The sequence below is a fragment of the Halobellus inordinatus genome, assembly GCF_024498335.1.
Classification (GTDB): Archaea; Halobacteriota; Halobacteria; order Halobacteriales; family Haloferacaceae; genus Haloquadratum; species Haloquadratum inordinatus.
Map to the genome: position 1 here is coordinate 306,125 of NZ_CP101825.1, position 14,426 is coordinate 320,550.

Consider the following 14,426-nt stretch of genomic DNA (forward strand, 5'->3'; position numbering starts at 1 on the left):
TATGAGCCAGACAGCACAAACCGTCCGCGAAGACGGTATTATCTCGAGCGTGAGTGGTCCCGTCGTGACCGCCCGCGATCTCGACGCCCGGATGAACGACGTCGTCTATGTGGGCGACGAGGGTCTGATGGGCGAGGTTATCGAGATCGAGGGCGACACGACGACGATTCAAGTGTACGAAGAGACCTCGGGCATCAGTCCGGGCGAGCCAGTCGAGAGCACGGGCGAACCCCTGAGTGTCGACCTCGGTCCGGGACTTCTCGACACCATCTACGACGGCGTCCAGCGTCCGCTGGACGTCCTCGAAGACAAGATGGGAAGTCCTTACCTCGACCGCGGCGTCGACGCGCCGGGGATCGAACTCGACAAAGAGTGGGAGTTCGAGCCCGAAGTAGAGGAAGGCGACGTCGTCGAGACCGGTGACGTGGTCGGCATCGTCGAGGAGACGATCACCATCGACCACAAGGTGATGGTCCCGCCGGACTACGAGGGTGGCGAAGTCGTCGCCGTCGAGTCCGGGTCGTTCACCGTCGACGAGACGGTCGTCGAACTCGACAACGGCGAAGAGGTCCAGATGCGACAGGAGTGGCCGGTCCGTGAGGCCCGCCCCACCGTCGAGAAGAAGACCCCGCGAACGCCGCTCGTCTCTGGACAGCGCATCCTCGACGGCCTGTTCCCGATCGCGAAGGGCGGAACGGCCGCGATTCCGGGGCCGTTCGGCTCCGGGAAGACGGTCACCCAGCACCAGCTCGCGAAGTACGCCGACGCCGACATCATCATCTACGTCGGCTGTGGCGAGCGCGGGAACGAGATGACCGAAGTCATCGACGACTTCCCCGAGCTGGAAGACCCCTCGACCGGGAACCCGCTTATGGCCCGGACGTCGCTCATCGCGAACACCTCGAACATGCCCGTCGCCGCGCGTGAATCCTGCGTGTACACGGGGATCACCATCGCGGAGTTCTACCGCGACATGGGCTACGACGTCGCGCTGATGGCCGACTCCACCTCGCGGTGGGCCGAGGCGATGCGTGAGATCTCCTCGCGTCTCGAGGAGATGCCCGGCGAGGAAGGGTACCCCGCGTACCTGGCCGCGCGCCTCTCGCAGTTCTACGAGCGCGCCGGCTACTTCGAGAACGTCAACGGGACCGAGGGATCGGTCTCTGCGATCGGTGCGGTCTCGCCGCCCGGCGGCGACTTCTCCGAGCCGGTCACGCAGAACACCCTGCGTATCGTGAAGACGTTCTGGGCGCTGGACGCAGACCTCGCCGAGCGTCGGCACTTCCCCTCGATCAACTGGAACGAGTCGTACTCGCTGTACAAAGATCAGCTCGACCCCTGGTTCCAGGACGAAGTCGCCGACGACTGGCCAGAGAAGCGCCAGTGGGCGGTCGACGTCCTCGACGAGGAGACCGAACTGCAAGAGATCGTACAGCTCGTCGGGAAGGACGCGCTGCCGGAGGATCAGCAGCTGACCCTCGAGGTCGCTCGCTACCTGCGTGAGGCGTACCTCCAGCAGAACGCCTTCCACCCGGTCGACACCTACTGTCCGCCGGAGAAGACGTACCTGATGCTGACGACGATCCAGACGTTCAACGACGAGGCGTTCGACGCGCTGGAAGCCGGCGTCCCGGTCGACGAGATCATCGACATCGACGCCGCCCCGAACATCAACCGGATCGGCGTCCAGGAAGACTACGAAGAGTACGTCGACGAGCTCAAATCGGAGATCACCGAACAGCTCCGGAGCCTCTACTAACATGAAAGAGTACCAAACCATCACCGAGATCAGCGGTCCGCTGGTGTACGCCGAGGTCGACGAAGCCATCGGTTACGACGAGATCGTCGAGATCGAAACGGCCCAGGGCGAGACGCTGCGCGGTCAGGTGCTCGAATCCTCGGACGGCGTCGTCGCCATCCAGGTCTTCGAGGGCACCAGTGGTATCGACCAGCACGCATCGGTTCGCTTCCTCGGCGAGACGATGAAGATGCCCGTCACCGAGGATCTGCTCGGACGGGTTCTCGACGGATCCGGCCGCCCGATCGACGGCGGCCCCGACATCGTCCCCGACGAGCGACAGGACATCGTCGGCGCGGCGATCAACCCCTACTCCCGGGAGTACCCCGAGGAGTTCATCGAGACGGGCGTCTCCGCAATCGACGGGATGAACACGCTCGTCCGCGGGCAGAAGCTCCCGATCTTCTCCAGTTCGGGCCAGCCCCACAGCGAACTGGCGATGCAGATCGCTCGTCAGGCGAGCGTGCCCGAAGAAGAGGAAGGCGAAGGAGAAGGCTCCGAGTTCGCCGTCATCTTCGGCGCGATGGGTATCACCCAGGAAGAGGCCAACGAGTTCATGGAGGACTTCGAGCGTACGGGCGCACTCGAACGCTCTGTCGTCTTCATGAACCTCGCGGACGACCCCGCCGTCGAGCGGACGGTCACCCCGCGGATGGTCCTCACCACCGCCGAGTACCTCGCCTTCGAGAAGGACTACCACGTCCTCGTCATCCTCACCGACATGACCAACTACTGCGAGGCGCTCCGTGAGATCGGCGCGGCTCGTGAAGAGGTCCCGGGCCGCCGTGGCTACCCCGGATATATGTACACCGACCTGGCGCAGCTCTACGAGCGCGCCGGCCGGATCGAGGGTCGTGAGGGGTCGGTCACCCAGATTCCGATCCTCACGATGCCCGGCGACGACGACACGCACCCGATTCCGGACCTGACCGGGTACATCACCGAGGGGCAGATCTACGTCGACCCCGACCTCAACAGTCAGGGGCTCCAGCCTCCGGTGAACGTCCTGCCCAGCCTCTCGCGGCTGATGGACGACGGTATCGGCGAGGGCCTCACCCGCGCGGACCACGGCGACGTCTCCGACCAGATGTACGCCGCGTACGCCGAGGGTGAGGACCTGCGCGACCTCGTGAACATCGTCGGTCGCGAGGCGCTCTCAGAGCGAGACAACAAGTACCTCGACTTCGCCGACCGCTTCGAGGAGGAGTTCATCGACCAGGGCTTCGAGACCAACCGCGAACTCGAAGAGACCCTCGAGATCGGGTGGGACCTCCTCTCGATGCTGCCGAAAGAGGAACTCAACCGGGTCGACGAGGACTTCATCGAGGAGTACTACCGCGAAGACGCCGGCGGCGAGACCGAAGCGGAAGCGACCGCCGACTGATCGCGGGCGGCGATTTTTCGACTTTCTTTGCGGCGCTGCGTTCGCTCCGAGCACTCACACTCCCGCGAGTGACTGCTCTCGGCCCCCACGAGAACCCCCACGAGGGGTGCTCGGGTGGGCTCGCTCGCGTCCCCGAATCGGCCACACACGTTTTACTGCATCGCTCGCTAGCTAGCCTATGACACAGCGGTCGGAGGCGGACGTGCGGGTGCGGTCGGGTGTGGCACGGGAGCGGCCCGAAACCGACTCGCGGACGATGTCTGCGAGTACCGACGCCGTCGACGAGTCGCTGAAGACGCGCACGATGGACGAAGCCCCGGTGGGAATCACCATCGCCGACGCGACGAAGCCGGATATGCCGCTCGTGTACGCGAACGCCGCGTTCGAGCGGATCACCGGCTACGCACCGGAGTACGCGGTCGGGCGAAACTGCCGGTTTCTGCAGGGAGAGGCGACGCGTGCGAAACCCGTCGCACAGATGCGAGCAGCCATCGAAGACGGGCAGGCCACCACCGTCGTGCTTCGGAACTACCGGAAAGGCGGCGAGCTGTTCTGGAACGAGGTGACGATCGCGCCACTGTACGACGAGACGGGCGAGGTCGCCTACTACGTCGGATTCCAACAGGACGTCACGCGCCGAAAACGCGCCGAGCAGGCTGCTGCGGATCGGGCCGAACGGATCGAACGGGAACGCACCGCACAAAAGCATCTCCTCGAACGGCTCGATGGCATCGTCGCAGAGGTCACAGACGCAGTAACCCAGTCACAGTCACGGAGTGACCTGCAGCGTGAAGCCGTCCAGGCGATCGGAGAAGTCTACGCCGGCGCGTGGTTCGGAGCGTACGATCCCGCGATCGAAGCGGTCGAGCCCGACGAGGTAGTCGGAGAAACGGACGTCCCCCAAGGCAGTCGATTCGTCGTCGGCGACGTGGCCGCGATGGGCGGGGGTGACGGCGACGTCAGCGACGGGGGCGAATCGCGCAACCCGGTCGAACGGGCCGTGGCCGGCGCGCTCGCCGAACGCCACGTCCGCATCGAATCTCTCGGCGGGGACACCGAAGCGGCGTTGACGTCGGTCGCCGCCGTGCCGTTGCACTACGGGGAGGCGACGTACGGCGTCGTTTGCGTGTACGTTCGAAACGACGGATTCGACGACCACGAGCGGGCCATTCTGGCGGCACTGGGGCGAACCCTCGCAACCGGGATCAACGCACACGAGACCCAGCGGACGCTCCAGACGCAGGAGACCGTCGAACTGCGGCTCGCACTCGGTGACCACCCGTTGGCCGGGTTCGCCACCGATCTGCAGAGTCAACTGCAGTACGCCGGCAGCGTCGGCGACAAAGACCGGCCGACGATGCTGTTCGAGGTGGCCGAGCCGACGGCACAACTCGACGGGGAGGCAGTGCACGGCGCGGCCGCAGAACGCGACGACATCGAGGTCGATACGGTGCTCGCCGAGACCACCTGTGGACCCGTGATCGAACTCACGGTGACCGATCCGACGCTGCAGGAACTGCTCACAGCGCACAGCGGCGAACTCCGTGCAGCCGTGATCGAGCCCGGGATCGCTCGTGTGACGGTCGAAGTGGGCCGGGAAGCGCTCGCCCAGTCGTTGGCTGCAGCCGCGATGGAGCGCTTCGAAAGCGCAGAGGTGATCAGTTACTGTCGTCGCGAGACGCGTGACGACACGAGCCAGGGGTTCGTCGCCGAGCTGGAATCGGAATTGACAGATCGACAGCACGCCGCGTTCCTTCGGGCCTACACGGCCGGCTACTTCGAGTGGCCCCACGACACCAGCGGCGAGGAGATCGCCGAGTCGATGGGCGTCTGCCGATCGACGTTCCACCAGCATCTGCGAGCGGCGCAGCGAAAGGTCGCGGCCGCGCTGTTCGACTGACGCACCGCCGCGAGACGCACCGAAACGCATTGGGGCACGACGGAGTCAGCAACTTCTACACGTCCAGTCCCCGAGAGACACAACAGCGTTGCAGCCGTGTGATCTCCCCGATAACTGTCAACAGTTGTGTACGGAGGCCCGTGCCGTCTAATCGAAGCCCAACTAGTTGGGAACGTTGCTTATATCATTTACCTGCAAACTTTGGGACGCAATATGCCACAACCAGGTAGTGAATCGATATGGCTCTGGCTCGGAACGCTCGGGATGTTCCTGGGGATGCTGTACTTCATCGCCAGGGGCTGGGGAGAAACAGACAGACGGAGACAGGAGTTCTATATCGTCACGATATTCATCACCGCCATCGCATTTGTAAACTATCTTGCGATGGCGTTGGGATTCGGGTTGACGATAGTGGAGGTCGGCGGCGAGGAACTGCCGATCTACTGGGCCCGGTACACTGACTGGTTCTTCACGACACCGCTTTTGCTCATCGACCTCGGGCTGCTCGTCGGGGCGAACAGGAACGAGCTCTCCTCGCTGGTCGGACTGGATATGCTGATGATCGGAACGGGCGTCGTCGCGACGCTGTCCGCCGGTCCCGGCTTCCTCAGCGAGGGCGCACGTCGACTGATCTGGTGGGGGATCTCCACCGGCTTCCTGCTGGTGCTGCTGTACATGCTGTACGGCTCCCTCGACGAGAAAGCGAGCAAACTCACCGGCGACGCCGCGTCGACGTTCAGCACGCTCCGTACGCTGATCGTCGTCGTCTGGCTGGTCTACCCCGTCTGGTGGATCGTCGGCACGGAAGGCCTACAGCTCGTGTCGCTCAACATCGAGACGGCCGGATTTATGGTCCTGGACCTGGTCGCAAAGGTCGGATTCGGGATCATCCTGCTGTCGAGCCGTGAGGTACTCGACGCTGCCGGGGCGCGAGCGTCGAGCGCCGAACCGGCAGACTAATCGACGAACACCGGAGATTCGAACGCAGCACCGAACGCGTACCCCGCCCACCCCGCGTTCACAGTCTGGACCGTACGCCGGCGCGTGAGTCGCCGGCGCCGAGACGACGCAGACGGCCGCCAACGAGACGAGATTACAGATGACGTTTCAGTTCACGTACCTCCAATTCCACTTCGCGTTTTTACTGCCAGCAGTAATGCTGCTGTCTGCGACCGGCTTCGTGAGCCGATCACGGATCAGCGGTGTCGCCTCGTGGGACAGCAGTAGTTGGCGCAACTACTGGGCGGGGGTAGCCATCATCACCGTCGTTGCGCTCGTGTACACGACGCCGTGGGACAACTACCTCATCGCGCGTGGGGTCTGGTGGTACGGCGCCGAGACGACCGTCCTGACGATCGGTTACGCGCCGCTGGAGGAGTATCTCTTCATCGTCGTCCAACCCTGGCTGACTGCGCTGTGGCTGTCACACCTGTCGTTTTCGACGGCGTGGCCGTCGGCGTCGCATCCGATCAGGAGCCGCCTCGTCGCGTTCGGACTCGCGGTCGCCATCGGTCTCGGGGGCTGGCAGTTGCTCGGCACCGACGCGACGTTCTACCTCGGTGCGACGCTCGCGTGGGCGGCCCCGGTGTTGGCGTTGCAATGGGTCGTCGGCGCACCGCAGTTGTGGGCGCGCCGGCGCACCGTCGCTCTCGGAACGGTGCTCCCGACACTGTATCTCTGCGTCGCCGACAGGATCGCCATCGAGTACGGCATCTGGATCCTCTCGAAGCAGTACACGACTGGGCTCTCCATCGCGGGGCTGCCCGTCGAGGAAGCGATGTTCTTCCTCGTGACGAACCTCTTCGTCGTGCAGGGACTCGTCCTGTATCGGCTCGTGATGCAGCGGTGGGCGGACGGCACGGCCGCGACGGCGCGGCACTGGTACGATCGCCTCCGCGCCGGCGCGGAAACGGCCCGATAACGATGGCTGGCTCGACGGCTCACGACGGCGAGACGCGGCGGATCGACGAGAGCGCCGTCGAGAGCGAGGACGACGTGACACAATCGCTGATGCGCACGATCGGCGGCCGTCCGGCGTGGTTGCTCACTGCCGGGGTCGCGATTCTCGGGGGCGGTGCGGCGCTCGTAGGGGCGGCGACGACGCTGCCGCCGTGGGCGCGGTACGCCCCACTGGCGGTGAGCCTCCTCGTGTTCGGGTTGCCGCACGGCGCAGTCGACCACCTGGCACCCGCCCGGGCGGCCGGGGAGCAACCGTCGGTTCGCTGGCTCCTGATCGTCGGACTCGTGTATCTACTCCTCGGCGGGGCGTACGCGGTGCTGTGGCTCCTCTCACCGATAGCATCAGCCGCGTTTTTCATCGGGATGACCTGGGTCCACTGGGGCCAAGGCGATCTCTACGCGCTCGAGGCGCTCGGCGGGTCACATCTCGACAGTCGAGCGGTACGCACCGGCACGCTTCTCGTGCGCGGGGGACTGCCGATGCTCGTGCCGCTACTCCGATTCCCGGAGCGATACCGAGACGTCGTCGACGCCTGGGTGGCGCTGTTCGGCGGCAGCCTCGACGCGTCGTGGCTGGTCGCGCCCGACGTGCGCCTCAGCGTCGGTGCGGCGTTCGCGGCGCTGACGGTCGGGACGCTCCTCGCTGGGTATCGGCGCAGTCCCGGTGACGGATGGCGGCTCGACGCCGCCGAGACGGGGCTGCTGTGGGTGTACTTCCTCGTCGTTCCGCCGATCCTCGCGATCGGCGTGTACTTCTGTGTGTGGCACTCGCTGCGACACATCGCCCGTCTCGTCGGCGTCGACCCGAGCGCCAGGCGGGCGTTCGCCGATCGCGGAGCCGTCCCTGCGCTCTTGCGGACGGGCCGCGACGCGCTGCCGCTGACGGTGGTCTCCGTCGGACTGCTCGTCGGCGTCGCACTCGTTGGACGCGTCCAGACCGACCTGCAGACGTTGGCCGCGCTGTACCTCGTCTTCATCGCCGTGTTGACGCTTCCCCACGTAGTGATCGTGACGTGGATGGACCGCACCGAGAACGCCGGCCTGGCCGGCCTCGTCCGCGAACAGTAAAAGGTTAACAGGCTCGGTTCACAACTGGCAGGCAATGGCCGAAGACGTCAAACCGACACGCAAGAACTTGATGGCGATCGAGGATCGGATCCAACTGTCCGAGCGGGGCCACGACACGCTCGAACAGAAGCGAGACGGCCTCATTATGGAGTTTATGGACATTCTGGACCAAGCACAGGACGTCCGCTCCGAGCTGAACCAGAACTACGAGACGGCCCAAGAGAAGATCAATATGGCGCGAGCGATGGAAGGCGACGTCGCCGTGCGCGGTGCCGCCGCGGCGCTCAAAGAGCATCCGGAGATCACCACGCAGTCGAAGAACATTATGGGCGTCGTCGTCCCGCAGATCGAGTCCTCGCGCGTGAAAAAGAGCCTCGACCAGCGCGGCTACGGGCTCCTCGGCTCCTCGGCGCGGATCGACGAGGCCGCAGACGCCTACGAGGAACTGCTCGAGACGATCATCCTCGCCGCGGAGGTCGAGACGGCGATGAAGAAGATGCTCAAAGAGATCGAGACGACGAAACGCCGCGTCAACGCCTTGGAGTTCAAGCTGCTCCCCGAACTCAACGAGAACAAAGAGTACATCGAGCAGAAGCTCGAAGAGCAAGAGCGCGAGGAGATCTTCCGTCTGAAGAAGATCAAGAACAAGAAAGAAAAAGAAGAGAAAGCCGAGAAAGAGGCCGAGGAAGCGGCCGCAGCGACCCCGGCCGACGACTGAGGCACCCCCGCCAATCGAACGACGGAACCGCGCGTCTTCGGTTATCGCTCTTCGCTCGCTTTGCTGTCTTTCGTCCGGCCGCTACTCTCGCCGGAGCCTGGGCTCTGTCCAGGAGTTTCCCCGCATCGTCGGCCGCGCGGTGACCTCTCCCACGCCGCCATCAGATGATAAGTCTTAATTAGACTACCGGGCAACGAAGAAGTGGAGCAAGCCCGGGTGGTGTAGTGGCCCATCATACGACCCTGTCACGGTCGTGACGCGGGTTCAAATCCCGCCTCGGGCGCTTGTGCTTTGCTCCGATGTGTGCCCGGGTGGTGTAGTGGCCCATCATACGACCCTGTCACGGTCGTGACGCGGGTTCAAATCCCGCCTCGGGCGCTTTTTCGATTTCAACGTCGTAGCAGGTGCTTTTTCTCGTGAGCCGATGGCGGCGAGACGATCTATCTATCTATACTCCCACAAGAGCAGTCCCGAGAGCCACGCCGAGGAGCGCCGACGCGAGTGTCCCAACAGCGTCGACAGCCGCGAGCCGCCAATTTTCCTTCGAGGCGGCCTCGACCACGTTGACGGCGAACGAGGAGAACGTCGTGAACGCGCCGCAGAATCCCGTCCCAGCGACAGCGAGAGTCGTCGCGTGCGGTGACGAGGTGACGAGCGCCCCGAGCGCGGCGCTCCCGAGGACGTTGACGGCGAAGGTACTCCGACGGCCGCCGCCGAGTGCGACGTCGACTGCGTACCGGCCGAGTGCGCCGACCGCTCCCCCGACTCCGACGAGAATCGACAGGGGAACGCCGTCGAGACCGGCGAGTATCGCGAGAACGACACCGAGGGAGATAGTCACGCGAACCGCCTCCCTGCGGCGAGTCCGAGGAATGCGGCGAGAAAGCCGAACGCGTAGTTGGCCCCGACGTTCGCGAGGCCCCAGGTCGGGCCGAGCGACATCGTCTCGACGGCGAAGGTGCTGTACGTCGTGAACGAGGAGAGCAATCCCGTCGCGAGGAAGAAGCGGAGGCGACTCGACCGGACGACACCGATCGAGAGCGCGAGGACGAAACTTCCGAGGACGTTCACGACGAATGTCCCGCGTAGCCCCGGCACGGCCGTGCCGACGAGATAGCGTGACGTCGCTCCGAGGAATCCGCCAAGCGCGACGAGCACGGGGACGAGCCTGTCGGCCATCGAGCGTGGATCACACGCGAGTGTACTCGTCGGTTTCGGTCGCGTCTGGGTCAGCCGTTCCCGTGTCGGTCGCCTCCGCACTGTCGGCGTAAGATGCGGCAGCCGATGTGGGCGACGCCGCTGCAACCGCCGACGCGCGCGGACTCGCCCCGCCGTGCGGCGTGTCGCGTTCGCGGACCGCGACCGTGCGAGTCGCTTCCGCGGTGTCGTCGACGACGAGCGCTTCCCCGGGAGCCGTCGGCATCGCGTCTGTGACGTCCGTATCGACGTAGGCAGGATCCGCGGCCGCGAGCGCGCGGACGTCCGGCCCGGCCGTCAACCGATGGACGATACGGAGGTCCGACTGGGAGACGGCGACGGCCGGGAGCGCGCTCGGGCGCTGTGTCGCGGCGACGAGCGAGACGCCCGGTGCGCGGCCGCGAGTGAGGATCGCCCGGAGCGATGCACCGGCGACGCCCTCGAAGAAGACGTGTGCTTCGTCGACGAAGAGCCAGGGGAGACGTTCGACCGCCGGCGGCTCGGCACCCGCCACACCCGCAGCACCACGCCCGAGACGGGCGTCGTAGAGCGCCGCTGCGACGCCGGCGACGACCGCGTTCGAAGGCGCGTCGTCGAGGTCGGAACAGTCCAGAATCGTCGCCTCGCCGCCGGCGAGTGCGTGTGCGTCGAGTCCCGCGGGATCGAAGACACCCCACGAATCGGCACGCCGGAGACGGTTGCCGGCCGCGCGGCGAATGTCTGCCGTTGCGTCGGCCGCGTCGACGACAGCACGCATCTCAGAGAGCGTCGCGGCCGTCGATGCGGCGTGCCAGACGAGCGCGCCGACCAGCTGGTCGGGGTCGCTCCCGACGAGTTGCGGCCACCGCGCCGGCGGAATCGCGTCTGCGCGGATCGTCGGCTCGTCGACGATCCGAGCGGGGACGGGCGTCCCGTTCGCGTCGTCGGCCAAGCCGCGAAAGACGCCCATCGGGTCGACGACGACGGGGGCGACGCCGCGCGCTCTGGCTGCTTCTTCCGCCAGGACGCCGAGCGTGTAGGACTTACCGTAACCCCGCTTGCCGACGACGAGCGCGGCGTGCGGCCGGTCGAGATCGATCCCGACGGGTGCGCCGCGGCTACCGTCGCGGGCGCGGTGGGACCCGAGGCGGCCGGCGGGACCGTCGGAAGCCGTTCGGCCGCACTCGTCTCGACGACCGAGAACTTCGGTGTGCATCAGCGGGAGTACCCTCGGGATGTGATATAAACGCACGGCCGACTGTTTATATACTGAGACGGGACCACGGCCGGTATGTTCGACGAACTCCGCCGCTTCGCCGCCGACGACCGTGCGATCGAAGGACTGCCGATCAGACTCGTCATCGCGCTCGTTGTGGGGGTCGCGACGATGAGCGTGATGCTGAATATGTTGTCCGGCGTGCAGGGACTCGCCGTCTCCGAACTCGACGTCAAACCCTCACCCGACGTCGTCCAGCCGGGCGAGCAAGAACTCTCGCTGACCGTCGTCGACGACGACGGCGACGGGGTCGAAGGTGCGACGGTGATCGTGAAAGACGGCAGCGCCGAGATCGACAGCGTGGTGACTGCCAGCTCAGATGCCGATGGCGTCGCGACCGTCACCATCGAGGCCGACACCCGGACGAATCAGGAGACGGGGACGCTCGTCGTCGACGTGAAACCTCCGTCGGGGAGCCAGTTCGTGGACCGCCGCGCGAACACGGAGATTCTCGTCGTCGAGGAGTAGCGCGGGCGACGTTGGCGTCGGCCAGCGCCAGCCGTTCATACTGTCGGACAGAACTCTGTGAAAATTATCGGCACCCCGTGGGTGTCAACACAGTTCACGAACTGCTGTCCGACAGTATCACCGCTCGGGGTGCGTCGGCGCGTCGAAGCCGCCACGAACGAGCGGCTTAGCGATGTGTCGACGGGCACAGGGTGGGACCTCGTACCACCCGACATCGAGGTCGCGGTCGACCGAGACGGTTTCCGGACCAGACCGCGAGGTACCGCAGTCGCGACACCGGTACCCCTGGTTCCGGCCGGCGCTCTCCATCGACCGTCCGCACTCGCCGCACGTCGGCGTCGTCTCCACGGTGCGCCGGAGTGATCGGACGGCGAACTTCTCCAGTTTGATCGTCCCGTCGCTCACCTCGCCACAGACGGTGACCTCGTCACCGGAGCGAAGCGCCCGCACGCGGTCCCGAAACCGCTTCGTGGGTTCGAACGCGACGCAGTCGACCGAATCGTCGGCGTCGCCGCGTGCTTCGAGGTCGAAGAACACGTGGCCCCCACGACGCGTCTCCGGGTCGGAGGCGACGGTCCCGTCGACGCGATAGGCGCGCCCGTCGCGCAGTTCACCGAGCGTCCCCTCGCGGAGATGGACATCGGTTCCCTGGTTCGTCAGAAACGTCGCCGACCGTTCGATTGACTCACTGTCGATACGGGCTGCGAGGTCGCTGACGGCGTCGGGATCGTCGCCGCGAATCCCATAGAGGATCGGCCCGGGCGCGTTCGGGACGCAGACCGGTTCGTCCTCCTCGCGGTCGACCGTGTCCCACGCCTGCGGGTGGAATTTCGCTGCAGCATCGAAGACGGACTCCGTGTTGACTTCTCGGGGAGTGCCACACCGGTCGAACGCGCGGTAGGAGATGTGCTCGTAGGTCCACTCCTCGAGTGCGGCCCACGCGCCGACGGCCGCGAGCGCGCCGATGCGGCCGCGGCCCCCCGCCCAGCCGCGGTGGACGTATCCGGCGTCATCCGCGACCCGAAGTGCGTCGGCGGGCTCCAGAAAGTCACGGATTGCGCGTCGCGTGAACGTCGACACCGCCTCGGGAACGTCGCTCGGATCGTCGTCGGCGACGACCACGCCGGGGCTCGTCCGCGGATCCGCAGTCTCCGCAAGCGGTTCGAGTTCGGCGGTAGCGAGATCGAGCGCGTGTTCGGGTTCGAGATCGACGTGAAGCGCGAGCGCGGCGTTTCCACGGGTCTTGTGCTCGACCGCCGGATTGAGCCGGATCAACAGTTTGCGGTCGACGCGGCCCCCGGCGTCGACGACGGCCTCGGCGAGTCGCGCGGCGAGGTACGTCGTGCACATCCCGCGCTCGCGGGAGTCGGTGTCGTCGAGGCCGACGATAGTCATCGGAGTGGCGTAGTCGACGCGGAGTCTAACGGCTTTCGCTCACGGCTTCGGGAGGTCCAGTCGCAGCGACAGCCCGAGAACCAGTGGACGCAGGCGGCCTCGACGGCACAACGCATATATGCGCTGAATCGCGTACAACCGGGTATGTCTCGGTCCGCGCTAGTCGGAAACGTCACAGCGATGCTCGAGGACGCCGGATTCCTCGTCAGCGAGCGCTGTGCGATCCGGCCGAAGAGCTTCGACGTCGCCGCGAGGCGAGGCGAGGACCTGGTGCTGCTGAAGATTCTAGGCAACATCGACGCGTTCGACGGAACGACCGGTGAGGAGATGCGACGGCTGGGTACCTATCTCAACGCGACCCCGATGGTCGTGGGACTGCGAACGCGCGACGAGGATCTGAAGCCCGGTGTCGTGTACTTCCGGCACGGCGTTCCGGTCCTGAATCCCGACACGGCGATGGAACTGTTCATCGAGGGCGTCCCGCCGCTCATCTACGCCGCGCCGGGCGGCCTCTACGTCAACATCGACGGCGACCTCCTGGCAGACGAGCGCCGCGATCGCGGGTGGAGTCTCGGGCAGTTGGCGACGGAACTCGGCGTCTCGCGCCGCACCGTCTCGAAGTACGAAGACGGGATGAACGCGAGCATCGAGGTTGCGATCCGGTTAGAGGAGATGTTCGATCAGCCGTTTTCCAGCCCCGTCGAGGTGATGGAGGGTGCGGAAGACGTTCGCGACGCCGAGCCGACACCCGACGATCCCGACCCAGAATCCGACGACGAGCACGTGGTACACGTTCTGACGCGCGCCGGCTTCACCGTTCACCCGACCGCCCGCGCACCGTTCAAGGCAGTCAGCGAGGACGACGAACGCCGACGGGACTTTATGCCGATGCTTACCGGGCACTCAGCCTTCACACGGAGCGCAGAGAAGCGAGCCCGGATTATGTCCTCGCTCGGCGAGGTCACACAGACCCGTTCGGTCTACTTCACCGAAGATCGCTCGAAGCGCGACGCCGTCGAAGGCACGGCGCTCGTCAGCTGTGAGGAGTTAGCAGATATCGACGACCCCGACCGCATCCGGGATCTCATCCGAGAGCGGTCACAAGAGCCGACCGAAGCGTAGCGACGGGAGCGGGCGCTGTTTCCGACTGTGTTCTGAGTCGTATCAGTGCGCGACCGTAACCGAGGACGAATACGACGAGCCGCCGCCGACGGGTCCCGACGCTCATAGGGGTTATCGTAAGTCCTCATAGACTTCTCGCCGGACGATACGGCGAGAATCTCC

At 65.7% G+C, this 14,426-nt stretch carries 13 protein-coding genes and 2 tRNA genes; 11 read left to right on the top strand and 4 right to left on the bottom strand.

What is annotated here, in order from left to right; genetic code table 11:
- Position 1 precedes the first annotated feature (1 nt).
- The 9 genes from NO362_RS01525 (at position 2) to NO362_RS01565 (ending at position 9,205) form a co-directional block, all read left to right on the top strand.
- The gene (locus tag NO362_RS01525; protein ID WP_256545862.1) at positions 2–1,759 is read left to right on the top strand and encodes an ATP synthase subunit A; all 1,758 of its coding nucleotides are present in this window, start codon (positions 2–4) and stop codon (positions 1,757–1,759) included.
- A 1-nt stretch (position 1,760) separates the two neighbouring features.
- A complete protein-coding gene (locus NO362_RS01530; protein WP_256288867.1) occupies positions 1,761–3,182 on the top strand; it encodes a V-type ATP synthase subunit B in 1,422 nt (473 codons plus the stop codon).
- Between the two features lie 178 nt (positions 3,183–3,360).
- Positions 3,361–5,082, top strand: coding sequence for a PAS domain-containing protein (locus NO362_RS01535; RefSeq protein ID WP_256545863.1), 1,722 nt, complete (start codon positions 3,361–3,363; stop codon positions 5,080–5,082).
- A gap of 213 nt (positions 5,083–5,295) precedes the next feature.
- Positions 5,296–6,042 (top strand): bacteriorhodopsin, encoded by a 747-nt coding sequence (locus NO362_RS01540; RefSeq protein WP_256545864.1) that lies wholly within the window; start codon positions 5,296–5,298, stop codon positions 6,040–6,042.
- A 139-nt stretch (positions 6,043–6,181) separates the two neighbouring features.
- Positions 6,182–7,003, top strand: a complete 822-nt coding sequence (locus NO362_RS01545) for a lycopene cyclase domain-containing protein (protein WP_256545865.1) — start codon at positions 6,182–6,184, stop codon at positions 7,001–7,003.
- A 2-nt stretch (positions 7,004–7,005) separates the two neighbouring features.
- Positions 7,006–8,109, top strand: a complete 1,104-nt coding sequence (locus NO362_RS01550) for a Brp/Blh family beta-carotene 15,15'-dioxygenase (RefSeq protein ID WP_256545866.1) — start codon at positions 7,006–7,008, stop codon at positions 8,107–8,109.
- Positions 8,110–8,143: 34 nt separating this feature from the next.
- Complete coding sequence (locus NO362_RS01555) at positions 8,144–8,827, top strand: V-type ATP synthase subunit D (RefSeq protein WP_256545867.1); 684 nt, start codon at positions 8,144–8,146, stop codon at positions 8,825–8,827.
- Between the two features lie 210 nt (positions 8,828–9,037).
- Positions 9,038–9,110, top strand: a tRNA-Asp gene (locus NO362_RS01560).
- A 22-nt stretch (positions 9,111–9,132) separates the two neighbouring features.
- Positions 9,133–9,205, top strand: a tRNA-Asp gene (locus tag NO362_RS01565).
- A gap of 70 nt (positions 9,206–9,275) precedes the next feature.
- On the opposite strand, the gene NO362_RS01570 is transcribed toward NO362_RS01565, so the two are convergent.
- From NO362_RS01570 to NO362_RS01580, 3 genes are read right to left on the bottom strand one after another with little or no spacing between them, the layout of a single operon-like run.
- A complete protein-coding gene (locus tag NO362_RS01570) occupies positions 9,276–9,668 on the bottom strand; it encodes a fluoride efflux transporter FluC (protein ID WP_439331157.1) in 393 nt (130 codons plus the stop codon).
- Positions 9,665–10,006 carry a fluoride efflux transporter FluC gene (locus NO362_RS01575; RefSeq protein ID WP_256545868.1) on the bottom strand — a complete coding sequence of 114 codons (342 nt, stop codon included), beginning with the start codon at positions 10,004–10,006 and terminating at the stop codon, positions 9,665–9,667. The genes NO362_RS01570 and NO362_RS01575 overlap by 4 nt, the downstream gene beginning before the upstream one ends.
- Positions 10,007–10,016: 10 nt before the next feature.
- Entirely contained in the window at positions 10,017–11,219 is a 1,203-nt protein-coding gene (locus NO362_RS01580; RefSeq protein WP_256545869.1) for an ATP-binding protein, read from the bottom strand.
- Positions 11,220–11,294: 75 nt separating this feature from the next.
- On the opposite strand from NO362_RS01580, the gene NO362_RS01585 reads away from it, so the two are divergent.
- Positions 11,295–11,747: a DUF7382 domain-containing protein gene (locus NO362_RS01585; protein WP_256545870.1), complete on the top strand. Its 453-nt coding sequence runs from the start codon at positions 11,295–11,297 to the stop codon at positions 11,745–11,747.
- Between the two features lie 117 nt (positions 11,748–11,864).
- Here the strand turns inward: NO362_RS01585 and NO362_RS01590 are convergent, their stop codons facing one another.
- Positions 11,865–13,142, bottom strand: coding sequence for a tRNA(Ile)(2)-agmatinylcytidine synthase (locus NO362_RS01590; protein WP_256545871.1), 1,278 nt, complete (start codon positions 13,140–13,142; stop codon positions 11,865–11,867).
- Between the two features lie 144 nt (positions 13,143–13,286).
- Here NO362_RS01590 and NO362_RS01595 point away from each other — a divergent pair, with 144 nt between their 5' ends.
- The gene (locus NO362_RS01595; RefSeq protein WP_121568474.1) at positions 13,287–14,264 is read left to right on the top strand and encodes a transcriptional regulator; all 978 of its coding nucleotides are present in this window, start codon (positions 13,287–13,289) and stop codon (positions 14,262–14,264) included.
- Positions 14,265–14,426: the final 162 nt, after the last annotated feature.